The sequence below is a fragment of the Pseudomonas furukawaii genome (assembly GCF_002355475.1).
Taxonomy (GTDB): Bacteria; Pseudomonadota; Gammaproteobacteria; order Pseudomonadales; family Pseudomonadaceae; genus Metapseudomonas; species Metapseudomonas furukawaii.
In genome coordinates this window covers 2,510,437-2,533,746 of sequence record NZ_AP014862.1, presented here as the reverse complement: position 1 = coordinate 2,533,746, position 23,310 = coordinate 2,510,437, and the positions used below count along the sequence as shown (strand labels likewise).

General features: G+C 66.3%; 25 protein-coding genes. 19 read left to right on the top strand and 6 right to left on the bottom strand.

From position 1 onward, the window contains the following. Positions 1-12 precede the first annotated feature (12 nt). From KF707C_RS11855 to KF707C_RS11825, 7 genes are all read left to right on the top strand, one after another. Positions 13-552: a MauE/DoxX family redox-associated membrane protein gene (locus KF707C_RS11855; protein ID WP_003454324.1), complete on the top strand. Its 540-nt coding sequence runs from the start codon at positions 13-15 to the stop codon at positions 550-552. A 3-nt stretch (positions 553-555) separates the two neighbouring features. Next, positions 556-1,167 (top strand): methylamine dehydrogenase accessory protein MauD, encoded by a 612-nt coding sequence (gene mauD, locus KF707C_RS11850; protein ID WP_003454322.1) that lies wholly within the window; start codon positions 556-558, stop codon positions 1,165-1,167. Positions 1,168-1,182: 15 nt separating this feature from the next. Further along, entirely contained in the window at positions 1,183-1,704 is a 522-nt protein-coding gene (locus tag KF707C_RS11845; protein WP_088190820.1) for a methylamine dehydrogenase light chain, read from the top strand. 15 nt (positions 1,705-1,719) lie between these two features. Next, positions 1,720-2,247 carry a hypothetical protein gene (locus KF707C_RS11840; protein WP_003451340.1) on the top strand — a complete coding sequence of 176 codons (528 nt, stop codon included), beginning with the start codon at positions 1,720-1,722 and terminating at the stop codon, positions 2,245-2,247. Between the two features lie 247 nt (positions 2,248-2,494). Further along, positions 2,495-2,875 carry a hypothetical protein gene (locus KF707C_RS11835; protein ID WP_100244191.1) on the top strand — a complete coding sequence of 127 codons (381 nt, stop codon included), beginning with the start codon at positions 2,495-2,497 and terminating at the stop codon, positions 2,873-2,875. Between the two features lie 11 nt (positions 2,876-2,886). After that, complete coding sequence (locus KF707C_RS11830) at positions 2,887-3,111, top strand: YMGG-like glycine zipper-containing protein (RefSeq protein WP_003451349.1); 225 nt, start codon at positions 2,887-2,889, stop codon at positions 3,109-3,111. Positions 3,112-3,353: 242 nt separating this feature from the next. Beyond that, positions 3,354-3,974 (top strand): HAD hydrolase-like protein, encoded by a 621-nt coding sequence (locus KF707C_RS11825; protein ID WP_003451351.1) that lies wholly within the window; start codon positions 3,354-3,356, stop codon positions 3,972-3,974. A gap of 97 nt (positions 3,975-4,071) precedes the next feature. Here the strand turns inward: KF707C_RS11825 and KF707C_RS11820 are convergent, their stop codons facing one another. Then, positions 4,072-4,992, bottom strand: a complete 921-nt coding sequence (locus KF707C_RS11820) for a LysR substrate-binding domain-containing protein (protein WP_003451352.1) — start codon at positions 4,990-4,992, stop codon at positions 4,072-4,074. Between the two features lie 196 nt (positions 4,993-5,188). Here KF707C_RS11820 and KF707C_RS11815 point away from each other — a divergent pair, with 196 nt between their 5' ends. The 10 genes from KF707C_RS11815 (at position 5,189) to KF707C_RS11770 (ending at position 14,616) form a co-directional block, all read left to right on the top strand. Continuing rightward, positions 5,189-5,938, top strand: a complete 750-nt coding sequence (locus tag KF707C_RS11815) for an SDR family NAD(P)-dependent oxidoreductase (RefSeq protein ID WP_003451354.1) — start codon at positions 5,189-5,191, stop codon at positions 5,936-5,938. Between the two features lie 95 nt (positions 5,939-6,033). Continuing rightward, positions 6,034-7,332 (top strand): MFS transporter, encoded by a 1,299-nt coding sequence (locus KF707C_RS11810; RefSeq protein WP_003451358.1) that lies wholly within the window; start codon positions 6,034-6,036, stop codon positions 7,330-7,332. A gap of 19 nt (positions 7,333-7,351) precedes the next feature. Next, the gene (locus KF707C_RS11805) at positions 7,352-8,200 is read left to right on the top strand and encodes a transketolase (RefSeq protein ID WP_003451361.1); all 849 of its coding nucleotides are present in this window, start codon (positions 7,352-7,354) and stop codon (positions 8,198-8,200) included. Then, positions 8,197-9,195 carry a transketolase family protein gene (locus KF707C_RS11800; protein ID WP_003451364.1) on the top strand — a complete coding sequence of 333 codons (999 nt, stop codon included), beginning with the start codon at positions 8,197-8,199 and terminating at the stop codon, positions 9,193-9,195. Before KF707C_RS11805 ends, KF707C_RS11800 begins: the two co-directional genes overlap by 4 nt. A gap of 491 nt (positions 9,196-9,686) precedes the next feature. Continuing rightward, positions 9,687-10,184 (top strand): BRO-N domain-containing protein, encoded by a 498-nt coding sequence (locus KF707C_RS11795; RefSeq protein WP_096368020.1) that lies wholly within the window; start codon positions 9,687-9,689, stop codon positions 10,182-10,184. 269 nt (positions 10,185-10,453) lie between these two features. After that, positions 10,454-11,398 carry an IS110 family RNA-guided transposase gene (locus tag KF707C_RS11790; RefSeq protein WP_096368019.1) on the top strand — a complete coding sequence of 315 codons (945 nt, stop codon included), beginning with the start codon at positions 10,454-10,456 and terminating at the stop codon, positions 11,396-11,398. 385 nt (positions 11,399-11,783) lie between these two features. Further along, on the top strand, positions 11,784-12,347 hold the full coding sequence (locus KF707C_RS11785; protein ID WP_036990957.1) for a hypothetical protein: 564 nt from the start codon (positions 11,784-11,786) through the stop codon (positions 12,345-12,347). A gap of 423 nt (positions 12,348-12,770) precedes the next feature. Then, a complete protein-coding gene (locus KF707C_RS11780; protein ID WP_131679660.1) occupies positions 12,771-13,055 on the top strand; it encodes a hypothetical protein in 285 nt (94 codons plus the stop codon). A 414-nt stretch (positions 13,056-13,469) separates the two neighbouring features. Beyond that, positions 13,470-13,967 (top strand): BRO-N domain-containing protein, encoded by a 498-nt coding sequence (locus KF707C_RS11775; RefSeq protein WP_096368018.1) that lies wholly within the window; start codon positions 13,470-13,472, stop codon positions 13,965-13,967. 130 nt (positions 13,968-14,097) lie between these two features. Continuing rightward, positions 14,098-14,616, top strand: coding sequence for a GNAT family N-acetyltransferase (locus KF707C_RS11770; RefSeq protein WP_003450004.1), 519 nt, complete (start codon positions 14,098-14,100; stop codon positions 14,614-14,616). Positions 14,617-14,879: 263 nt separating this feature from the next. On the opposite strand, the gene KF707C_RS11765 is transcribed toward KF707C_RS11770, so the two are convergent. The 5 genes from KF707C_RS11765 to KF707C_RS11745 form a co-directional block, all read right to left on the bottom strand. Next, positions 14,880-15,698 (bottom strand): protein phosphatase 2C domain-containing protein, encoded by an 819-nt coding sequence (locus tag KF707C_RS11765; protein WP_003450003.1) that lies wholly within the window; start codon positions 15,696-15,698, stop codon positions 14,880-14,882. Between the two features lie 79 nt (positions 15,699-15,777). After that, the gene (qhpG, locus tag KF707C_RS11760; RefSeq protein WP_003450002.1) at positions 15,778-17,073 is read right to left on the bottom strand and encodes a flavin-dependent monooxygenase QhpG; all 1,296 of its coding nucleotides are present in this window, start codon (positions 17,071-17,073) and stop codon (positions 15,778-15,780) included. Continuing rightward, the gene (gene qhpE, locus KF707C_RS11755) at positions 17,066-17,740 is read right to left on the bottom strand and encodes a subtilisin-like serine protease QhpE (protein WP_003450001.1); all 675 of its coding nucleotides are present in this window, start codon (positions 17,738-17,740) and stop codon (positions 17,066-17,068) included. The genes qhpG and qhpE overlap by 8 nt, the downstream gene beginning before the upstream one ends. Next, positions 17,730-19,463 carry an ABC transporter ATP-binding protein gene (locus tag KF707C_RS11750; RefSeq protein ID WP_003450000.1) on the bottom strand — a complete coding sequence of 578 codons (1,734 nt, stop codon included), beginning with the start codon at positions 19,461-19,463 and terminating at the stop codon, positions 17,730-17,732. Before KF707C_RS11750 ends, qhpE begins: the two co-directional genes overlap by 11 nt. Positions 19,464-19,503: 40 nt before the next feature. Further along, the gene (locus KF707C_RS11745) at positions 19,504-21,405 is read right to left on the bottom strand and encodes a sigma-54-dependent Fis family transcriptional regulator (protein ID WP_003449999.1); all 1,902 of its coding nucleotides are present in this window, start codon (positions 21,403-21,405) and stop codon (positions 19,504-19,506) included. Positions 21,406-21,626: 221 nt separating this feature from the next. On the opposite strand from KF707C_RS11745, the gene KF707C_RS11740 reads away from it, so the two are divergent. After that, positions 21,627-22,025 carry a MerR family transcriptional regulator gene (locus tag KF707C_RS11740; protein WP_003449988.1) on the top strand — a complete coding sequence of 133 codons (399 nt, stop codon included), beginning with the start codon at positions 21,627-21,629 and terminating at the stop codon, positions 22,023-22,025. A gap of 37 nt (positions 22,026-22,062) precedes the next feature. Beyond that, positions 22,063-23,226 carry an isovaleryl-CoA dehydrogenase gene (locus tag KF707C_RS11735; protein ID WP_003449985.1) on the top strand — a complete coding sequence of 388 codons (1,164 nt, stop codon included), beginning with the start codon at positions 22,063-22,065 and terminating at the stop codon, positions 23,224-23,226. The last annotated feature ends 84 nt before the right edge of the window (positions 23,227-23,310 follow it).

Sequence of the window (23,310 nt, the reverse complement as noted above, 5' to 3'; positions counted from 1 at the left end):
CGAGGTGCCGCCATGCAACCCGATCCCATCTTCGTCATAGCCGCCGCCCTCGCGGTGGCGGTGATCCTGGCCAGCGCCGCGACCCACAAGCTGCGCGCCCCGGCCCGGTTCGCCAATCAGTTGGAGGATTATCAGTTGCTGCCCCCTGGCCTGGTACGCCCGGTGTCCCGGGTCCTGCCCTGGATCGAGGCGGCCCTGGCCTTCGCCCTGCTGGTGCCCGCGAGCCGCCACCTGGCCGCCCTCGGCGCCGCCGCCCTGCTGGCCGGCTATGCCCTGGCCATCGGCATCAACCTGTGGCGCGGACGCCGCGACATCGACTGCGGTTGCGCGGGGCCGGAACAGGCCCAGCCGATCCGCCCGGTGCTGCTGGCCCGCAACGCCGCGCTGGTGGGCCTGGCGCTGGTCGCCAGCCTCGCCCCCCTGGGCCGCGACCTGGGCGTGTTCGACAGTTTCGTCGTCATCGCCGCCAGCACCGTCGCCCTGCTCCTCTACGTCGCCGCCGATGGCCTGCTGGCCAACGGTCCCCGTCTGCTCAAACTCATTGGAAGGTGAACCATGGAAGCCCTGATCGTTTCCAACATCCTGCTCTGGTGCCTGCTCATCGCCCTGGCCTTCGCCGTCATGGGCCTCGTCCGCCAGATCGGCGTACTCCACGGCCGCCTGGCCCCCGCCGGCGCCCTCATGGTCGACAAGGGCGTGGCCGTCAACGAGCCCGCCCCGCAAGTCACCGCCGCCGACCGTAACGGCCGCCCGGTGAACTTCGGCTACGCCGGCGAGAAGGCCCAGCTGCTGTTCTTCCTCTCGCCCACCTGCCCCATCTGCAAATCCCTGCTGCCGGCCATCAAGTCCATCGCCAGGGACCAGGCCGACCGTCTCGACGTGATCTACGTCAGTGACGGCGACATGGACGCGCAGAAGGCGCTGATCGCCGAGCACAAGCTGGAAGACGCCACCTACGTGGTCGGCCCGGAAGTCGGCATGACCTACCAGATCGGCAAGCTCCCCTACGCCGCGCTGATCGACAAGGCCGGCGTGCTGCGCGCCAAGGGCCTGGTGAACTCCCGCGAACACCTCGACAGCCTGTTCGAGACCGAGCACCTGGGCAGCGCCACCCTGCAGCAGTACCTGCACAACCACTCGCACGCCCACGGCGCGCACAACCACTAAGGAAGGGAGCCCCCGATGAAACTGCTAGACCGTCTGTTCGAACGCTCCTCGCGCCACGTGGCGGACACCACCTCGCGGCGCAACTTCCTCGGCCGCATCGGCTCGCTGATGGTGGCCGGCGCCGCCCTGCCGGTGCTGCTGCCCATCGACCGCACCAGCAAGGCCCTGGCCGCCGAAGCGCCCCAGGCCGGCGACCCGGGTGACCCCACCAGCTGCGACTACTGGCGCTACTGCTCGGTGGACGGCTTCCTCTGCGCCTGCTGCGGCGGCTCCGTCACCTCCTGCCCGCCTGGCACCGAAGCCTCCCAGGTGACCTGGATCGGCACCTGCCGCAACCCGGCCGACGGCAAGGACTACATCATTTCCTACAACGACTGCTGCGGTAAGCACAGCTGCGCCCAGTGCGCCTGCACCCGCAACGACAGCGAGGAACCCCTGTACCGTCCGTTCAACAACAACGACGTGAACTGGTGCCTCGCGGCCAAGTCGCACATCTACCACTGCACCGTGTCCATCATCCGCGGCGTCGCGGTCTGAGCCGAGGGGGCTGTCATGCGTTTGCCGTTGATCATCGCGCTGGCCTGCGCCATGGCCGCCCCCCAGGCCATGGCCCGCGCCATCCCCGACCCCAACCAGAAGCACGCACCGGGCAACGAGGAGCCGCAGAAACCCATCTCCCAGGCGGGCTACAGCACCCCGGTGAACTACCAGCTGCAATGCGCCGGCTGCCACCTGGGCGACGGCACCGGCTCCCGGGCCAACGACACCCCGAAGATGAAGGGTTTCGTCGGCAACTTCCTCAAGGTGGAGGGCGGCCGCGAATTCCTCGTGCGCGTGCCGGGCATGTCCCAGTCGGCGCTGAACAACGCCCAGCTGGCCGACCTGCTCAACTGGCTGCTGCGCAAGGACGGCATGGCCGGCGCCAGCATGCCGGAGCGCTACCAGCCCTATACCGAGGAGGAAGTGGCGAGGGTCCGCAAGGTCTCCCTGCTCAACCTCCCCGACGTTCGCGCCGGCCTGATCGAGCAGATGCGCGCGCAAGGCATCGAGATCGACGACGGCATGGACGCCGCCTACTGAGTTTCTTGCTGGACGGCTTGTGGCCCGCCTCATGGCGGGTCTTTTTTTGCTCATCGTAGGCACCGCTCAGGTCATCGTTGCCGCCTGTCCACCGTGCAATGCACGACGTCGGTTGACGACGGTGCGGGTGCATCACTTTCCCAGCATTCCCACCCCTGGCTCCTACACTTGATGGGGTGCGGCAACCCGTGATCGGCGCGGACCAGAGCGTCGAGTCTCGGGGAGAGGCCAGCGAGGAGAAGAAATGATGAGTGCATTACGAACGGGCGTGCTGACATGGGCGGCGTGCGCGGCCCTGGCAATGGCATCGAACATGGCCCGGGCCGACGAGGTCCCCATCATCACCGGCGAGCAATGGATGCAATCGTCGGAACAGCTGAAGAAGGCCTATCTCATCGGCATCGCCAATGCGTACCAGGTGGAGGCGGCCTACTACGGGGCGAAACCGCCGTCCGACGAACAGAGCCTGGTTCCGCGTTTCGGCCGAGGCCTGAAGGGACACACCCTCGACTCCGTGCGCGAAGGGCTCAACACCTGGTACGGCGCCAATCCCGACCGAGTCAAACGGCCCGTCATCGAGACCATCTGGTTCGAGATGGTCGTGCCTGGCCTCGATAAGAACAGGTAGCGGAGATGAAGATGAAACGCTTCCTAGCCTATGCAGCAATCCTCACGGCAGTGAGCGCGGCCGGCTGCACCTCGATGACGCCCCAGCAACAGGGAACCATGAGTGGCGCGGCCATCGGTGCCGCAGCCGGCGCCGGCATCGCCGCAATCGCCGGCGGCAGCGGGTGGACCGGTGCGGCGATTGGCGCCGTCGCTGGCGGAGTCGTCGGCAACATAAAAGGCAGCAAGCAGAAGTAGGCTGGCCATCCCAGGCTGAGGCAAGGAATTCCCTGCCTGGGGAAGGGCCGAGCGTTTCCTGCCGTCAGGTGCCGCCTCGAAGCCGATCCCATGTCGTCACCTCGCCCACGGCGGCAATGCCCTTTCTTCTTCCGAGCAGGCGCTGGAGTGACGATAATGCGGCCGTCAATCGGGTGGCCCCATCGCTCAACACGCCCACCCGCCAGGATCAGGCCTCAATCACTCCAGGAAGGAGCTTCCACGTGTCCTATCGCCTTGCCATTTTCGACTTCGACGGCACCCTCGCGGATTCCTTTCCGTTCTTCGTTGCCGTGTTCAACCAGGTCGCTGACAAACACGCATTCAGTCGAATTCATCCTGAAGAGCTGGACGTCCTGCGCCAGCAGGGGGCTCGGGAAATCATGGCCCATATCGGAATGCCCCGCTGGAAGTTGCCTCTGGTGGCGCGGACCTTCATGAGCCTGATGAAGCGACATCGAAGCTCGATCCCGCTGTTCAAGGACATTGCCACCGTGCTGAGCCACCTTGACGAGAAGGGACTGATTCTGGCGATCGTGTCCTCCAACTCCCGAGAGAACGTCACGCAGATCCTGGGCTCCAGCTGCCGCCACTTCCGTGCCTTCGAGTGCGGGGCTTCCATCTTTGGCAAGGCGTCCCGCCTGCGTCGTGTCATGCGCCAGTTCGGCGTTCGGCGCGAGGAGGTCATCTACATTGGCGATCAACCCATGGATGGTGAAGCCGCGGCGTCTGCCGGTGTCGCCTTTGGCGCGGTCGCCTGGGGATATGGGGCCGTCGATGCCTTTCGCGATCTCCCCTCCCTTGAGTGGTTCGCCGACGTGAACGAGTTGCGGCGGCTGGCTTGAGGGCCCTGCACGGCACATCCTGTGGCCGGGTTCGACATCGAAATACCCACCGCAAAAGGGGCGGCATTCTTGATGGAGCCCCCCTCAAAGGCCCTGGCTAGTAATGCAGATCGTGCCCCAGCTGCCGCTGCATCCATTCGAGGAAACGCCGCACCCTGGGCAGATCCGCATGAGTACGCGGGAACACCAGATGGTGGGCGCTGACCGGGCTGCGCAGCGCTTCGCCGAACACCGGCAGCAGGCGCCCCTGACGGATGTAGTCCTGTGACAGCAGCGAACTTTCCAGCGCAAAGCCATAGCCGTGGCTGGCCGCCTCCAGGCTCATGTAGGAGCGATCGAAGCTGAGTGCGAACGGGGCCTCCGGCAGCGACAGCCCCTGTTGTGCGAACCATTGCGGCCACTGCACCAGCGCGGCCTCGGAGAGGATGAGCTTCTGCGTCAACAACTCCTGTGGCTCGCGGATCGGGTTCCGCTCCAGCAAAGCGGGCGATGCCAGCACGGTCAGCTCTTCATGGCGAATGGTGCGAACTTCAAGGGCGGGCCAGTTGGGATACCCATGGCGAATGTCCAGGTCGATCTGGTTGCGCCCGAAGTGCAGCGACTCATAGGAGCAGGACAGGTTGATCTGGATGTCGGGGTGACTGGCGCGGAACTGTTCGAGTCGCGGCAGCAACCAGAGCAGCCCGAAGCTCGGCGCCGAATGCAGGCGCAGGTAATCGGAACTGACCTCGTTCCCGGCACGCTCGGTCGCGGTTGCCAGGGCCTGCAGCACGCCGGAAACATCTCGCAGGTACTGCTCGCCCGCCGGGGTGAGTGTTACGCCCTTGGCGGTACGCAGGAACAGCGGACGGCCGATCAGGGCCTCCAGGTTGGCGATCTGATGGCTGACGGCGGACGGGGTCAGGTTGAGCTGCTCGGCCGCCCGGGCGACGTTGCCGAACCGTGCCGCCTGCTCGAAGGCCTGAATCGCTTTGAACGGTGGCAGCTGAATGGGCTTTCTATCCGACTCGCGATGCATCTCGTCTCCTGCATTTTCCGTGGCCTCACGGCGCGACGCGAAATTTGCCTGCATCGCACTGCGCTGCCTAGTGCTGAATTTTTTTCAGCATAGGCTGAGGGGAGCTGCGTTGCCCGAAGCCTGTTGCGGACCGAATCTGTCGCCATCGGTTCTTCATGAACCGGCGTCCATAACAACAAGTGTCCGGAGCAGAAAAATGTTACTCGAAGGCAAGATCGCAATCGTCACTGGGGCTGCCTCTGCACGCGGTATCGGCCGCGCCACTGCCAAGGCGTTCGCCGAACAGGGTGCGCATGTCGCCATCCTCGACCTGGACCTGGAAGCCGCCCGCCAGGCCGCCACCGAGCTGGGCGAAGGTCATCTGGGCCTCGCCGCCAACGTCGCCGACGAGGCCCAGGTGCGCGATGCCGTCGCCCAGGTCCTGGCCCGCTACGGCCGTATCGACGTGCTGGTGAACAACGCCGGCATCACCCAGCCGGTGAAAACCCTGGAGATCACCGGGAAGGACTACGACCGCATTCTCGATGTGAACCTGCGTGGCACCCTGCTGATGTCCCAGGCGGTGATCCCGACCATGCGCGAGCAGAAATCCGGCAGCATCATCTGCATGTCCTCGGTCTCCGCCCAGCGTGGCGGCGGCATCTTCGGCGGCCCGCACTACAGCGCGGCCAAGGCCGGCGTGCTCGGCCTCTGCAAGGCCATGGCCCGGGAGTTCGGTGCCGACAATATCCGGGTGAACGCCATCACCCCGGGATTGATCCAGACTGATATCACCGGTGGCCTGATGCATGACGAGCGTCGCCACGCGATCATCGAGGGCATTCCCCTTGGCCGCCTCGGCGAGGCGCGCGATGTGGCCCATGCCGCACTGTTCCTGGCCAGCGACCTGTCCAGCTACCTGACCGGCGTCACCCTGGATGTCAACGGTGGAATGCTGATCCACTGACGAGCCCTGCCTGACGGCTCACGCTGTTCGAAATCTGAGGCCCGGCGCGCCCTGCGCCGCCGGGACCATCAATAAAAACAAGAGATCAGATCAACATGACGACGATAGCCCTCGATGCGGCTTCGGCCGCACGCAGCAACGCCTACCGCAAGACGGCCTGGCGGCTGATGCCCTTCCTGATGCTGTGCTACCTCTGTGCCTACCTCGACCGGGTCAACGTCGGCTTCGCCAAGCTGCAGATGATGGATGACCTGGCCCTGAGCGAAGCCGTGTACGGACTGGGTGCCGGCATGTTCTTCATCGGTTACTTCCTGTGCGAAGTACCCAGCAACATCATCCTGCACAAGGTCGGCGCGCGGCGCTGGATCGCCCGCATCATGATCACCTGGGGCATCATCTCCGGCCTTTTCGCCTTCGTGGAGACGGCCTGGCAGTTCTATGTCCTGCGTTTCCTGCTCGGTGTCGCCGAAGCGGGACTGGCCCCCGGCCTGCTGCTCTACCTCACTTACTGGTTCCCGTCCTACCGCCGCGCCAAGATGACCGCCCTCTGGTTCATCGCCATTCCCCTCTCGGGCATGGTCGGCGGGCCGCTGTCCGGCTGGATCATGGAGCGCTTCGCCGGCGTGCATGGCTGGGCCGGCTGGCAGTGGATGTTCGTGCTGGAGGCCATTCCCACCGTGGTGGTGGGCCTGCTGGTGCTGAGCTACCTGAAGGACGGCGTGAACCAGGCCACCTGGCTGAACGATGAAGAGAAGGCGCTGATCCGCAAGGAACTGGCCGAGGACGAGAAACACAAGGTGACCCATGCCTCGCCCGCCGCCTTCATCCGCGACCGCCGCCTGTGGCTGCTGGCCGGCATCTACTTCTGCGTGGTGATGGGGCAGTACGCGATCACCTTCTGGCTGCCGACCCTGGTGCGCAATGCCGGCGTATCCGAGCCACTGCACATCGGCCTGCTGACCAGCGTGCCCTACCTCTGCGCCATCGTGGCGATGCTGCTGGCCGGTCGCAGCGGCGACAAGCACCGCGAGCGGCGCTGGCACCTGGCGATCCCGATGCTGGCCGGAGCCCTGGGTCTCTCCCTGGCGGCTGCGCTGGGCAGCAGCCTGACCCTGTCGATCCTCAGCCTGTGCCTGGCGGCGGCCGGCATCCTCTCCGCGTCCTCCTTGTTCTGGATGCTGCCGACCACTCTGCTGGGCGGCGTTTCGGCGGCGGCGGGAATCGCGGCAGTCAACAGCTTCGCCAACCTCGCCGGCTTCTGCTCGCCCTACCTGATCGGTTGGGTGACCACCACCCTCGGCAGCAATGCCATCGGCATGTACCTCATTACCACCGTGCTGATATTCGGCGCCTTCCTGGTGTTCCGAGTACCGGCCAACCTGGTCAACCGTTGAGATCGAAGGAGTCCCGACGATGAGTTCCCCCACCGTTTCCACCGGCGCCCCCTCCCTGGCGGAGCGCGCCTACAACATCCGGCGAAATGCCCTGCGCATGGGCCAGGTCCAGGGCCAGGGCTACATCGGCCAGGCGCTGGGCGCCGCCGACCTGCTGGCCGTCTCCTACTTCCATGCGCTGCGCTACGACGCCGCCGACCCGGAATGGGAAGGCCGCGACCGCTTCTACCTCTCCATCGGGCACTACGCCATCGCGCTCTACGCGGCGCTGATCGAAGCCGGGATCGTGCCGGAGGACGAACTGGAGACCTACGGTAGCGATGACAGCCGCCTGCCCATGTCCGGCATGGCCGCGTACACACCGGGCATGGAAATCACCGGTGGCTCCCTCGGGCATGGGCTGGGAATCGCCGTTGGTGCCTGCCTGGGCCTGAAGCGCAAGGGTTCGGACCGTTTCGTCTACAACCTGCTGTCCGATGGCGAGCTGAACGAGGGCTCCACCTGGGAAGCCGCCATGTCCGCCTCCCACTGGAAGCTGGACAACCTGATCGCCATCGTCGACGTGAACAACCAGCAGGCCGATGGCTACTCCAGCGAGGTGCTCGCCTTCGAGCCCATCGTCGATCGCTGGCAGGCCTTCGGCTGGTTCGTCCAGCGGGTGGACGGCAACGACCTGGATCAGCTGGTGCGCGCCTTCGATGCCGCTCGCCGGCACGATGGCACCCAGCCCCGGGTGATCATCTGCGACACCCGCATGGGCAAGGGGGTGCCCTTCCTTGAAAACCGCGAGAAGACTCACTTCATCCGCGTCGACGAAAACGAATGGGACCTCGCCCTGGAAGTCCTCGAAGCCGGGAGCCGTCAATGAACACCGTCATCACCCCGAAGAAGCGCCTGACCACCTCGGCGATGATCGCCTCCATCGCCGCGGAGGGGCAGCCGACCCGGCCGGCCCCCTTCGGCCACGCACTGGCCGAGCTGGCCCGAGAGCGCGCGGACATCGTCGGCCTCTCGGCGGACCTGTCCAAGTACACCGACCTGCACATCTTCGCCAAGGAGCACCCCGAGCGCTTCTATCAGATGGGCATGGCCGAGCAGTTGCTGATGAGCGCCGCAGCCGGCATGGCGCGCGAGGGCTTCACCCCCTTCGCCACCACCTATGCGGTGTTCGCCTCGCGCCGGGCCTACGACTTCATCTGCATGGCCATCGCCGAGGAAAACCTCAACGTGAAGATCGTCTGCGGCCTGCCGGGGCTCACCACCGGCTACGGGCCCAGCCACCAGGCCACGGATGACCTGGCGATCTTCCGCGCCATGCCCAACCTGATGATCATCGACCCCTGCGACGCCCTGGAGATCGAGCAGGCCGTACCGGCCATCGCCGCCCACCAGGGCCCGGTCTACATGCGCCTGCTGCGAGGCAACGTGCCGCTGGTGCTGGACCGCTATGACTACAGGTTCCAGATCGGCAAGGCGCAGACCCTGCGCGGCGGCCGCGATGTGCTCATCATCTCCACCGGCCTCTTGACCATGCGCGCGCTCGAGGCAGCCGAGCAGCTCCAGGCCGACGGCGTGGATGTATCGGTGCTGCACGTCCCCACCATCAAGCCGCTGGACGAGGCCACCCTCCTCGCCGAGGCCCGCAAGCCGGGCCGGCTGGTGGTGACGGCGGAGAACCACTCCATCGTCGGTGGGCTGGGCGAAGCCGTGGCCGGGGTACTGATGCGCAACGGCGTGACGCCCACCTTCCGCCAGATCGCGCTGCCGGATGCGTTCCTGGACGCGGGAGCACTGCCCACGCTGCACGATCGCTATGGCATCTCGACGGCGGCCGTCGTCGAACAGGTCAAGGGCTGGCTGTAGCCCTTAGCGGAATGGCAGGCCCTTTCGTGACGGGAGGGCTTGTCCTGCGAACCGGGCGCAGCCCCTGGAGACTGAAGCAGGGACACCGCAACTCGCGCGGCGCGCAGACCGCCGGACGCCTCGGGATGCTCAGCCAAAGGGCAAGGACGCTGCCTCCCCCCTGGACGACTGGTTCCAGTGTCCTCCCCTTGCCCTGCCCCACCGCGATCCCTATCCTGCCCCGGCCACGGTCAATCCCGTGGCCGGGTTTGACAGCCCGAGTACGTTGGCGCGATTGCGCCGCAAGGTGCATGCGAGAAACGGCGAATGTTTCTTGCAGGCACTTGCACGCATGCAGCTTTTGTAGCTGCTCTGCTCTATGGCAGATCGCGCGGGGAGATCCTCGTGATCTGCCGGAGCCAACGTACCGGTCTGTCAACCCCGCGCGATTTGCCACCCTTCGATTGACAGCGAATGGCGGCAGCTTCCTAACCTTACGTTGGAGCTTCACCATGCATGACGCATACACCCCCATCGTTTTCCAACGCCACTGTCATCAACTGCGCGCCGTGATGATCGACAACCAGCCCTGGTTCGTCGCCTTCGATTTCGCCCTGATGATCGCCGCCACCCGCCCCTACCGCCTCACCAAGCGCATCTATCCCCACCAACGCCGCTTCGCCGTCCTCCAGCACCGCAATGGCACCTGCGAAGAGCTGGAGCTGGTGAACGAAGCCGGCCTCTACCGCGCCCTCTACCGCTTCGGGCACCCCGAGCATTGCGCCCTCAGCCAATGGATCAGCGACGAAGTCGTCCCCACCCTCCACGACTACTACCGCACCCCAACCGCCAGCCCGCGCCGCGTGCTGATGACCTGGGCCGACCAGCGCATCGCCGCCCTGAAGTGGCAAGGCGAGATCTGGATCGCCCGCCCCGACCTGCCACGCTTCATGGCGGCGAACGACGACCGGGCACTGGGGGATGGGCCGAGCTGGAGACGGTTGCCCTAGGCGGTAGGAGCCGGCTTGCCGGCGAACGCGGCGAGGGTTTTCGCGAGCAAGCTCGCTTGTATGTCGTAAGGTGAGTCTGTCGGGGGTGGAGGGACTGAGCTCGCTTCTGCAAGACAGACGGTAGGAGAACTCCCCCACTCCTGGCTCACGACAAGCGCCGATAAGGAATCCATCGACTCGAGTAGCCGCTCGAGATCGACCATATCTGCAAGCCTGCGCACAGGTGAGCCCCCCGACAGACTCATTCATCTTGTCGGCCGGAATCGCACATGACAACCCAACCCCCCATCATCGGCATCGACGTGGCCAAGGACAGCCTGAGCCTGTATCGCGCCGACCTGGACCAGTACTGCACCCTGGACAATGACGCCCGCAGCATCCGCGCCTGGCTGAAGACGCTCCCCGGCGACTGTGCCTTGGCAGTGGAAGCCACCAGCACCTATCACGTGCAGCTCGTCGACCTGGCCCATGCGCGTGGTCATCGCCTCTATGTCATTGATGGCTATCGCCTGAGCAATTACCGCAAGGGCATCGGTGGCCGCATCAAGACCGACGCCAGCGATGCCCGTCTACTGGCCCGTTATCTGGCCCACGAACAGGCCCAACTGCGGGTCTGGCAACCCGCCGGCAAGGCTTACCGGCTGCTGCAAAGCCTGCTGCGACGCCGGGCGACGCTGATCCGCAGTGCCACGGCGCTGCGCCAGAGCTTTGGCCATGACACCCAGTTCAAGGTGTCGATGAAAGCGGCGCTCAGCTCCCTCAAGCGCCTGGAGCAGCGCCTCGATCAGGACATTGCCCAGGCCCTGAAGGACGCTGGCCTGGCCGAGCAGGCCAAGCGTTGCCGGGCCATTGAAGGCATCGGCCCGCTAACCGCAGCAGCCCTGAACATGGCCTTTCAGCGTGGCCCCTTCCGCAACAGCGACGCCTTCATCGCCTTCCTGGGCCTGGATGTGCGCGCGAAGGAATCGGGGCGCTACAGCGGACGCCGCAAGTTGAGCAAACAGGGCGATCCGGAGGTCCGGCGGCTGCTACACAATGCCGCCATGGCCGCCAGTCGCACCAAAGCTTGGCAGAAGCTCTATCTGGGCTACCTGGAGCGTGGTCTGAAAAAGACCGAAGCCCTGACCATCCTGGCACGGAAACTGGCTCGAATTGCCTTCGCCCTCATGAAGACCCAGCAGCCGTATCGGTCACCAACCTGTACGGCGGGGTAGACATAGAATCTCCTACGCGAAGCGTTGGTACAGCCGCCCCGCCGCAACTCCGAGGAGGTCCTGCCAGCGGACGCTGTTGCCACTACATGTTCGCGAGCGAGCAGGCGCCGGGTTGTCCGGGTGGGATGTCGAGGGCCTGCCTAAGCTTACTTCGCAGCAGGCCCGCAATCGGGAAGGGATCGACGAGAACATGGCGGGGAAGGTGCCGTATATCGAAGGGGTGGTCGGTATCCGTTCTGGCAAGGCAGACGATGCTTTTGATCGAAACTGAGCAAGTGCAGCGGTCTTTTCATCCCGGATGGCGGGTTGGGCACTACTGTTCATGCTAGCTCTGCCCGCGTGTTGAACGTCGCAGCACACGTCGTACCAAGATCAGGGGAAGACCATGCCCTCTCAACATCAAACCCTTAAAAGCCTGTTCGAGGCAGTTTTCTGGCCAGCCGCGGCAGGCAACGTCTTCTGGTCCTTCTGCACGCTAATTCTCGACAGCAATGCCGCCCCACTCTTCCCCGACGTGATCTCGCGGCTCCTTGTTCTGGCGCTGCTTGCCTGCTACATGTCCATCGAGTGGGTTCGAAACTACCAAGAGTTCCCTCCGGTAGTCCCGTGGACGTTCTGGCTTTTTGACTGGCTGCATGTGCTCACCGTCGTTTTTGTGGCACTGGCCGCCTCAATCAGGCCCGAACTGCTATTTCCAACCGCATTCTTCTACTTCGCGATAACGGCGCTCGGCCACATCACCGATGCTTGGGAGGCAGCAGAAACCCGGCGCTGCGATCGAATTGTTCTTTGTTGCATCAACCTCATCGGCCTGGTCGTTTTGATCGTCGGCATCAGTCAAGACGCCGAGCACTGGCACTTGCCACTGAGTTTCATGGCGACATTCGGTTTATGGCTGTGTTTTCGTCACAAGCAGATAGCTCAGCACTTCAAACGCACTCCCTCATAACAGTGGTGCGTGGCTAGACAATCATGGACGAAGATTTATTTTTCATACTTGAAACGGCCGCCTTACGTTGATTCCGGGATGTCACGACTTACAGAAACTGGTCATGAAGGGTCGTTAGAGCAGGCGGCGGGTGGAAATAGACCCTTTTCTCCACATTCGACTGTATACAAGGTAAACAACACGCCAATACGGAATGGTTACGACCTGATTCTGCTGAAAAGTAAGCCGTAATGTGGCGCCCTTATTGGCCAAGGGTCAGTCTCGCCCTGGCCATTCGCTTGCATAACGCCTGCAAGACCGGCATCTCAACTGAGCGGTCCGGTTCTTGGTCGCTTCGCGCACAAGCATTACACCAGTACCGCGTTTCTGAGGGCGAACCTCCACAACCAATGGTTTGGCCCTTATGCAACAAAGCGCAAGTTGTTGAATAAAGAAATCACGAAGATCGTTCCGCTAGGCTCAGTCATTGATAGCGAGCAGGAAGCCTGGAAACTGGCAGGAAAAATCGCCCGCACTATCGTGTGGGAGGGCTACGAGCGACTGCTTAATCGAAGCAACATGACTGGCGAATGGATTATCTACTACATTCATAACGGCCAGAACTATTACCTAGATTTGGCTTCGCACTTTGAGCAAGAGGACGAGATTAGGCTTTACGGGCGTCTGAAGTGGGCATGTGCCTGGGAGTTCCCGCACGCATTTGAATAAATGAAAAGTAATCCGCGCAACACTGTATGAATAATCGTGACCGTCAGCCTTGGGGCGAAATCATCTCGGTGCTGGTACCCGCTTCCGACCCACTTGCCTTATCACCCTCCCCTTGCCCTGCCCCACCGCTATCCCTATCCTGCCCCGGCCACGGCCAATCCCGTGGCCGGGTTTGACAGCCCGACAGCTAGGCGCGATTGCGCCATAAGGTGCATGCGAAAAACGGCGGACGTTTTTTGCAGGCCTCTACGCGTATGCAGTTTTCAGAACTGCACCGCTTCATGGCGGATCGCGCGGGGAGGCCTTCATGGTCTGCCGGGTCCTAGCTCCGGTCTGTCAACCCCGCGTGATCCGCCACCCTTCGACTGACAGCGGATGGTGGCGACTCAAAGGACCTGAGCTAGGAGCTTCACCATGCATGACGCATACACCCCCATCGTTTTCCAACGCCACTGCCATCAACTGCGCGCCGTGATGATCGACAACCAGCCCTGGTTCGTCGCCTTCGACTTCGCCCTGATGATCGCCGCCACCCGCCCCTACCGCCTCACCAAGCGCATCTACCCCCACCAATGCCGCTTCGCCGTCCTCCAGCACCGCAATGGCACCTGCGAAGAGCTGGAGCTGGTGAACGAAGCCGGCCTCTACCGCGCGCTCTACCGCTTCGGGCACCCTGAGCATTGCGCCCTCAGCCAATGGATCAGCGACGAGGTCGTCCCCACCCTCCACGACTACTACCGCTCCCCGACCGCCAGCCCGCGCCGCGTGCTGATGACCTGGGCCGACCAGCGCATCGCCGCCCTGAAGTGGCAAGGCGAGATCTGGATCGCCCGCCCCGACCTGCCACGATTCATGGCGGCGAACGACGACCGGGCACTGAGGGATGGGCCGAGCTGGAGATGGTTGCCCTAGGCGGTAGGAGCCGGCTTGCCGGCGAATTCGTCGAGGGTTTCGCGAGTTACCCCACGGCCCCCGAGGTTGACACTTGCACCCTGTGCCTCAAGCTGTTGGCTTCCGGTTTCCATCGAAAGAGGATGACCCCATGACTGCCAATCCGAACAACATCGTCATCGAACGCTTCGGCGAAACCCATCTCGACGGCATCACCGCGCTCTACAACGACCCCGCCATCGCCCGCCAGGTGCTGCAGATGCCCTTTCAATCCCGCGAGGTCTGGCGCAAGCGGCTGGGCGCGGACGACGACCGCCTGGTTTCCCTGGTGGCCCTGCACCAGGGCACCGTGATCGGTCACTGCAGCCTGGAACAGCATCCGCGGCCCCGGCGCGCCCATTGCGGCGTCATCGGCATGGCGGTGGCCGTGGAGTGGCAAGGACAGGGTGTCGGCAGCAGGCTGCTGGAAACGGTACTGGAGGTGGCGGACAACTGGATGAACCTGCACCGCGTGGAGCTGACGGTGTACACGGACAATGAGGCCGCCCTGACGCTGTATGGCAGGTTCGGTTTCGAAAGCGAAGGCGTACTGCGGGACTATGCGTTACGCGACGGGCGCTTCGTGGATGCCCTGAGCATGGCACGCCTGCGCCGGGCCAGGAGTGCCTGACCCGGGCCGGCGCCCCACCCGGCGCAGGCGTACGCTGTGATGGCTTTCGCGAGCCAGCTCGCTACAAACCCTGGTCCGCCCCGTAGGAGCGGGCAGGCCCGCGAACCATTCCGAGAATTCGCCGGCAAGCCGGCTCCTATGGCGCCTGACCCCGCACCGCGTCCGCGAACCGGCCATGCCATTCGCCGGCAAGCTCGCTCCTGAAGCGGTGGTGTCGGCGGTGCGTCGCCGAAGAGGAAGGGCCTGACGGGCGCCTTCACCCGTTATCCGCCCACCCGCAGCCAGATCACCGATGCATCGTCGCTGGCCTTGAAGCGCGGGTAACGCAGGCAGGCGGCGTCTTCCCGCTCGATGCGGCGCAGTTCCTCGGCCAGCGGCAGCAGGCCGCTCTCCAGCACGCGGGCCATCAGGGTCGGCGCGTCGTAGTGGCGGTAGGTGTCGATCAGCGTGGCGAAGCCATCGCTCATCAGCAGCAGGTCGTCCCCCCGGGCCAGCGGCGCCTGGGCGTAGTTCATGACCGCCCTCGCCTGTTCCGCGTCGACGCTCAGCACCGCCTTCGGTCGCACGCGGGCGGCACGGCGGTCGGCCAGGACGTGCGGACTGCGTACGCTGTCGGCGCCGATGCCGGGGCCCAGCGCCGCCGCTTCGGCCTGCTCCTGCTGGCGGTCCGGCTCGGGCGTCAGGAAGGCCACGCCCCGTGCGCTGCGGTGGATCACGGTGCAATCCCCGAGGAAGCCGCAGGCGAGGCGATCGCCTTCGAGGGCGACGGCGGCGAAGGATGCGCGAGGCAGTTCCCAGGGCGCGATGGGCTCGCGCTGGCGATCGCGCCGGTAGTCGGCGGCGACGACGGCGAACACCTGCTCGCACACCGCCGCCAGGGCGCCCGACGCATCCATGAAGGCGCGATGGGCCGCATCGGCCAACCAGGCGGCGCCACCCCGCTCGCCCATGAGCCCCGGCTCGCCAAGATCGGTGGCGCCGTCTATGACCCAGGCATGGCGCCCGGCGCAGCCGATGCGGTCGTCATTGGGCACGGCGGTTTTCCCGGCGAGGCTGAGGGTCTGGATCAGGTCGAGGTGCATGGCGGTTCCTTCGTGTGCGGGCCAGGACGGCGCCGCACATTCTAGTCACCTTGTTCCGCCGGACAATGCGGGCTCCCGCTCAGGGACGATAACCCTGCGCCAGTAGCCAGCCCTGGACCTTGCGCCGCGCCTCGGGCGCCAGGCCCGCCAGCGCCTCGCCCAGCCGCCCGGCCTGCAGGGCGCGGACGATGGGAGCGAGTTCGGTGCCGTCCAGGTGCCAGACGCCCAGGGGCTGGTCGGCGGTGATGACCACCTCCCGTTCCTCGATCAGGTCGCCCTGGATCACCGGGGCGCGCTCCACCCGCAGTCGCCCGATATCCGCCTCGGCATGCAGCGGCTCGGCGTCGGGCCAGGTGCTGCGTTCACGCCAGAACGGCTGGTCGGGCCAGCGCTGTTCCAGGGCGTAGAAGTCGCGGCCGGTGCGGGCGAAGCGGTGGAACAGGTGTTCCACCCGGCGCTGGTGGAAGCGACGGGCGAGCTCGGCGCGTTCGGGGTTGCGCAGGAGCGTGTTGATCACCGCCGGGGCCTGGAGGGCCGAGGACAGGGACTGGAAGATGCCGTTGCCGGAGAGCGGGTCGACGGCCATGGCGGCGTCCCCCACCCGCAGCCAGTTGGGGCCGCTGGCTTCGTGGAAGAGGATCGCGGTGCTGCTGCGGGCATGGAGGCTGGCCGCCTGCAGGGCCGCGTCCCCGAAGAGTTCGCTTACCAGGGACGACTGGCGGCGGCGCTGGGCGCAGTAGTCGGCCAGCAGGTCCCGGGGCGGCAGGTCGCGGGCGGCGGCGTCGAGGGTGATCTGCCAGTAGCAGCGACCATCGTCCAGGCGCGCCATCCAGGCCCAGCCATCGGGCAGGCTTTCCACCGCCGAGCCGGGACGGCCCGGGGCGTCCCGCCACTGGTTGAGCAGGCTGAGGGTTTCCGGGCCGCGCAGGCGGCCGCCGGCCAGCGGAGCCGAGCGGCCACGGGCTTCGACGAGGAAGTCGGCACTGAGCACCTCACCCCCGTCCAGCTGGACGCGGTGACCGCTGTCGCCGCTTTCCACCTTCAGCACCCGCGCTTCCAGCACCTCGATGCCGGCCTGGCGCAGGTCGTCCCGCAAGGCGGCGTCGAAGCGCGGGCGGTCCAGAAGGCACTCCTGGTTGATGGACTGCCCCTCGCCATTCCACTGCACACGCCGGGGCGATGGCGCGGCGGCGCTGGCCAGTGCCTGGCTCAGACCGGCCTGGCGCAACCCCTCCAGCACCCGCTGGGATACGCCTTCAACGGCGGCGAAGCGGCGCCACTCGCTGACCAGGCGCACGCCAAACCCCAGCCGCTGGAGGCCCAGGGCGACGGCGGCACCGGCCGGGCCGGCGCCAAGGATGAGGACGTCAGTCATGGCCACGGCGCTCCGGCCCGCTGAAGGCGGCCCCCTGTTGCAACCAGTCCAGCATCTGTTCGCGGGTGGCGCCCGGCTGGTCGCGCAGGCGGGCGGCCAGGATGCCGGCCAGGGCGGCACAGGCGACGCTGGCACCGGCCACGCCATTGTGGGCGGTGACGTGGGCGCCCAGGTCCGCCTGGCGGGTTCCCAGCCAGGACCACTGCCCCGGCGCGCAGCGTGCATCGCCGGTGATGCGGATGACGCCCGGGTAGCTGGCCGGGTAGACCGGCTCGCCCTGGGCCGGGCTGGACGCGCAGAGCAGCACACCTGCGGCCTGGGCGACGGCGCAGGCTTCCCGCAGTACCGGCCGGTCGCTGCGCAGGCCAAGGCTCATGCTGATGAGGGCGACGTCCTGTTCCAGCAGCCAATAGAGGGCAGCGGCGATCTGCAGGGGGCTGGTCTGCCAGCGTTCGCCGAACACCTGGGCCACGCAGAGGCTGGCAGGTCCCGCATGGCGGCTGAGGGTGTCGAGTACGACGCTGCCGTGGCCGAGGGCGTCGGGCCGGGTATCGCCTTCCCGCAGCTCGCCCGCTTCCAGCCAGAAGCGTCGGGACAAGGCGACGCCAGCGCCCTGCTCCGGGGCGAAGCCGCTGTCGATCAGGCCGATGCGAGGCTCAGCGGCCATGGGCGGTCCCCTCGGTGCGCAGCTGAAACAACTGGCCCTGCTCCAGGCGGAAGCTGAGGTCGGCCTCGGCCAGGGTGGAGGGCCGGTGGCTGATCAGGATGCGGGTGCGCCCGGCAAAGAGCTGGTCGATGGCGGCGATCACCTCGCGCTCGGTGGCTTCGTCCACCGCCGAGGTGGCTTCGTCCAGCACCAGGATCAGCGGGTCCTGCAACAAGGCACGGGCGATGGCGATGCGCTGCTTCTGCCCGCCGGAGAGCTGCTGGCCGCGCTCGCCGAGGGGGCTGTCCAGGCCCAGTGGCAGGGATTCGATCAGGCTGTCCAGACGCGCCAGGCGAGCGACACGCTCAAGGGCTTCGCGGCCGGCGTCGGGGGCGCTGTAGGCGAGGTTTTCCGCCAGGGTGCCGCGAAACAGGACGATCTCCTGGCTGACCACGGCGATGCGCCGGCGCAGGGCCAGCAGGTCCAGTTCGCGCAGGTCGACGCCGTCCAGCAGGATGCGGCCCTGGTCGGGGTCGTAGAAGCGTTGCAGCAGGTCGATGAGGGTGGACTTGCCGACGCCCGAGGCGCCGCTGATGGCCACCTTGAGACCGGCGGGGATCAGGGCGTCGACCCCGCAGAGCACGGCGCCGGCCCGCTGTTCGTGGGCGAAGTGGACGCCCTCCAGGCGCAGCGCGCCCCGGCCTTCCGGCATGGGCACCGGCGCCTCCGGCTGGCGCACCGGCACCGGCTCCTGCTGCAGCTCCATCACCCGACCGAGGCTGACGGTCATGCGTTGCAGGGCGACGTAGAGGCCCAGCAGGCTCTGCACCGGTCCTACGGCCATGCCGAGGTAGGTGGAGAAGGCGATCAGCGAGCCCAGTTGCCAGGAGCCCTGGATGACCCAGTAACCGCCGATGAGGAAGGCGCAGGCGCGGGACAGGGAGGTCAGCGTGCCGGGCACCGCGTGGGTGAAGAATTCGGTGACCTGCACACGCAACAGCTGCCGCATGTAGCCCTGGCCCAGGCCTTCGAGGCGACGGGATTCACGCTGCTGGGCGCCGGCCGCCTGGATGAACTTCATCGCCGGCAGGGTTTCCACGAGGAAGGACGACACGTCCGCCGAGCGCTCCCGCAGGCTGCGCACCTCGCGCTCCACCTTGCGCCGCATCCAGCGCAGCCAGAGCACTTCGATGGGGATGAGCAGCGCCAGCAGCAGGGACAGTTGCCAGGACAGCAGGAGCATCAGCGTCACCGCGCCGACCAGGCCGATGACGCTGGAGACGGCGGAGAACAGCGAGTCCACGGCGAAGCGCTGGATCTCCGCCACGTCGCCGTCCAGCCGCGAGAGGATGTCGCCGATGCGCTTGCGCCCGTAGAAGGCCGGCGAGAGCTGTTGCAGGTGGCGGTAGAGGTCGTCCCGCAGGGCGAAGAGGATGCGCCCGGAAAGCCGGGTATGCAGGTAGCGGTTGATGCCCGAGAGGGCGGTGCCGAGGATGCCGACGGCGATCATCGCCACGGCCACCTGCACCAGCAGGCCGAAGTCCTTGGCCAGCAGGCCGTCGTCGATCAGGGTCTTGGTCAGCCAGGGCTGGGCCAGCACCAGCAGCGAGGCGCCCAGGGACAGCCCCAGCAACACGGCGATGGACCGCAGTTGCGGGCGGACGAAGCCGTAGAGCCAGCCGAGGGCGCGGCGCAGCAGGTCGGGGTCGCTGGTTTCCACCAGCTTGAGGAAGAGACGGGTCATTGAATCGTCGCCGGGAACTGCAGGTTCATCGTGGGACGGCTCATCCCCTCAACTGCTTCAGCTTGCGATACAGGGTCGCGCGGCTGATGCCCAGGGCGTCCGCGGCGGCGGAGACGTTGCCCTGGTGGCGGTCCAGGGCGGCGCGGATCAGTTCCAGTTCGTTCTCGCGGATGCTGCCGGGCTGGCGCGTGGTGGCGGTGAGGTCGTCCAGCAGACTGTCGGTGAGGTGGTCGAGGCCCAGCACGGTCTCGCCCGCCTCGCGCATGGCCAGGGCCGAGCGCAGGACCATTTCCAGCTGGCGGATATTGCCCGGCCAGTCGTAGCCGGCGAAGAGCTCGGTGAGGTCCTTGTCGAGGCTGACGTCGGTGGCGCCGAACTTGGCCAGCACGGCGCCGATCATGCCCGCCAGGTCGTCCCGCTCGCGCAGGGCGGGCAGGCGCAGGCTGACGCCGTTGATGCGGTAGTAGAGGTCCTCGCGGAAGTGCTTGTCCTGCACCAGACGGCGCAGGTCGCGGTGGGTCGCGCAGATCACCGCCACGTCGATCTCCTGCTCCTCGCCAGCGCCCAGCGGCGCCACCCGGCGCTCCTGCAGCACCCGCAGCAGGCGTGCCTGGAGCGCCAGGGGCATGTCGCCGATCTCGTCGAGGAACAGGGTGCCGCCGTGGGCCTGCATCAGCCGGCCGACCATGCCGCCACGCCGGGAGCCGGTGAAGGCGCCCTCGCGATAGCCGAACAGCTCGGACTCGATGAGCCCCTCGGGAATGGCGGCGCAGTTCACCGCCACGAAGGGCTTGTCCGCGCGCGGACTGGCCTGGTGCAGGGCGCGGGCCACCACTTCCTTGCCGGTGCCGGTCTCGCCCAGCAGCAGCACGGGCAGGTCATTGGCCAGGCCCTGGCGCGCCATGCGCAGGGCGCGGGCGAAGCGGCCGTCGCGGCCGGCCAGCTCTTCCAGTACCTGGGGCTTGCCGGGCGCGGGCGTCCTGGCTGCGGGGGCCGGTGCACCGAGGCTGGCGTGGCGCGGCACCTGCAAGGCACGGAAGAAGAACTCGCCCTTGGCGGTCTGGACGCTGCTGATCCCGCCTTGCAGCAATCGGGCGATGAACTGGGGCGAGCGCTCGCCGATCAGGTCGCTGCTGCGACGGCCCACCAGGGCGTCGCGACGCATCTGCAGCAGCTCGCAGGCCCGTTCGTTGGCGGCCAGCACCTCGCCATCCAGGCTCAGGGCCAGGAGGCCGTGCCAGGCGCTGCCGAGGTACTGCGGCCGGCTGTGGAAGGCCAGCAGCAGCTGGTCCGGGTAGCAGAGGCCGAACATGCGGCTCTCGATATTGCCGGCGGCCAGCATCAGGGTGGCGAGGTTGTCCTGGGGCTGGGCCATGACGCCTTCGCGGGTCAGGTCGATCACGCCCATCACGCGGCCCTGGGGATCACGCAAGGGGACCGAGGTGCAGGAGAAGGGACTGAGGCGGTCGAGGTAGTGCTCGCCGCAGTTGATCAGGGTCGGACGGCCTTCCACCACGGCGGTGCCGATGGCGTTGGTGCCGCGAATGGCCTCGCTCCAGCAGCTGCCGGGGCGCAGGTCGCGCAGGCCGGCGTCCTTGAGGTATTCGGTGCGGCCTTCAATGGCGAGGACGTTGGCCTGGGCATCGCCCAGGATGATCAGCCCGCCCTTGCCCTGCTGGCTGACCAGGTACTCGAGTTCGGGGGTGGCGGCGTCGATCAGCAACCGGTTGCGGTCCAGCAGCAGTTGCAGGTCATGGGTGAGGTCGACCCGCTCGCCTTCCAGGCAACTGAGGCCATGGCCCAGGCTGCGCCGCCAGGAGGCGTCGATCTCGTCCCGCAGCACGCCCTGGGGCAACTCGCCCTCGCTGACCAGCTTGAGGCGGGCCTGCCGCGACTCGTGAAGGGGATCGGTAGCCTTTGTTATTCGAATGTTCTGCGCCATCTCTCGCTCCCGCGTGGGCCCCGGCGGCGGCCGGTGGCCAAGCACCACGCCCTGAATGTCTACACCCCCGGCCCGCGTCCGTAAAGGGCGGGCCGATTCTCCCTGCGGGCAGCAAGTATCAGGCCATCCCGGCCGCCTCCCCACCCCCGCTCGACGTGGTTGACACTGAGGTTCGCACAGGTTTACGTTAACGTAAAGGTAAACACAGCGACGGCCCAACCATGTCCACGACCTACAGCATTTCCGATCTGGCCCGCGAACTGGATGTCACCACCCGCGCCATCCGCTTCTATGAAGAGCAAGGCATGCTCAGCCCGGAGCGCCGGGGCCAGGAACGCATCTACCGGCCCAAGGACCTGGTGGCCCTGAAGCTCATCCTGCGGGGCAAGCGCATCGGCTTCTCCCTGGCCGAGTGCAAGGAACTGATCGACCTCTACGACCCCAGCAGCGGCAACCGCAAGCAGCTCGATACCTTCCTCTCGAAGATCGCCGAGCGCCGCGCGCAGCTGGAGCAGCAGTTGCTGGATATCCAGCAGATGCAGCTGGAACTGGATACGGCCGAGGAACGCTGCCTGGCGGCCCTGGCCGAAACCGAACGCAAACAGGGCGTCAACGCCTGATCCCCCTCCTCCGACAATCACAAGCACAGGTGGAACCATGACTTACTCGAGCCTGAACTTCGCCCTCGGCGAGACCATCGACATGCTGCGCGAGCAGGTGCAAGCCTTCGTCGCCGCCGAACTGGCCCCCCGCGCCGCCGAGATCGACAGCGAGAACGCCTTCCCCATGGACATGTGGAAGAAGTTCGGCGACATGGGCCTCCTGGGCGTGACCGTGGGCGAGGAATACGGCGGCGCGGGCCTGGGCTACCTGGCCCACGTCATCGCCATGGAAGAGATCAGCCGCGCCTCGGCCTCGGTGGCCCTGTCCTATGGCGCCCACTCCAACCTGTGCGTCAACCAGATCAAGCGCAACGGCACCCATGAGCAGAAGCTGAAGTACCTGCCCAAGCTGATCAGCGGCGAACACGTCGGCGCCCTGGCCATGAGCGAGCCCAACGCCGGCTCCGACGTGGTGTCCATGAAGCTGCGCGCCGAAAGGAAGGGCGACCGCTTCGTCCTCAACGGCAGCAAGACCTGGATCACCAACGGCCCCGACGCCAATACCTACGTGATCTACGCCAAGACCGACCTGGACAAGGGCCCCCACGGCATCACCGCCTTCATCGTCGAGCGCGACTGGAAGGGCTTCAGCCGGGGCAACAAGTTCGACAAGCTCGGCATGCGCGGCTCCAACACCTGCGAACTGTTCTTCGATGACGTGGAAGTGCCGGAGGAGAACGTCCTCGGCGCGGTGAACGGCGGCGTGAAGGTGCTGATGAGCGGCCTGGACTACGAGCGCGTGGTGCTGGCCGGCGGCCCGGTGGGCATCATGCAGGCCTGCCTGGACGTGGTGGTGCCCTACATCCACGACCGCAAGCAGTTCGGCCAGAGCATCGGCGAGTTCCAGTTCATCCAGGGCAAGGTGGCCGACATGTACACCCAGCTGGCCGCCAGCCGCGCCTACCTCTACGCCGTGGCCCAGGCCTGCGACCGTGGCGAGACCACCCGCAAGGACGCCGCCGGGGTGATCCTCTACACCGCCGAGCGCGCCACCCAGATGGCCCTGGAAGCCATCCAGATCCTCGGCGGCAACGGCTACATCAACGAGTTCCCCACCGGCCGCCTGCTGCGCGACGCCAAGCTCTACGAGATCGGCGCCGGCACCAGCGAGATCCGCCGCATGCTGATCGGCCGCGAGCTGTTCAACGAAACCCGCTGATCGCCCTGCCCCACTTGTAGGAGCCAGCTTGCTGGCGAAGCTCTTTTCGCGGGCAAGCCCGCTCCTACGAAGAAGGCGCACAGA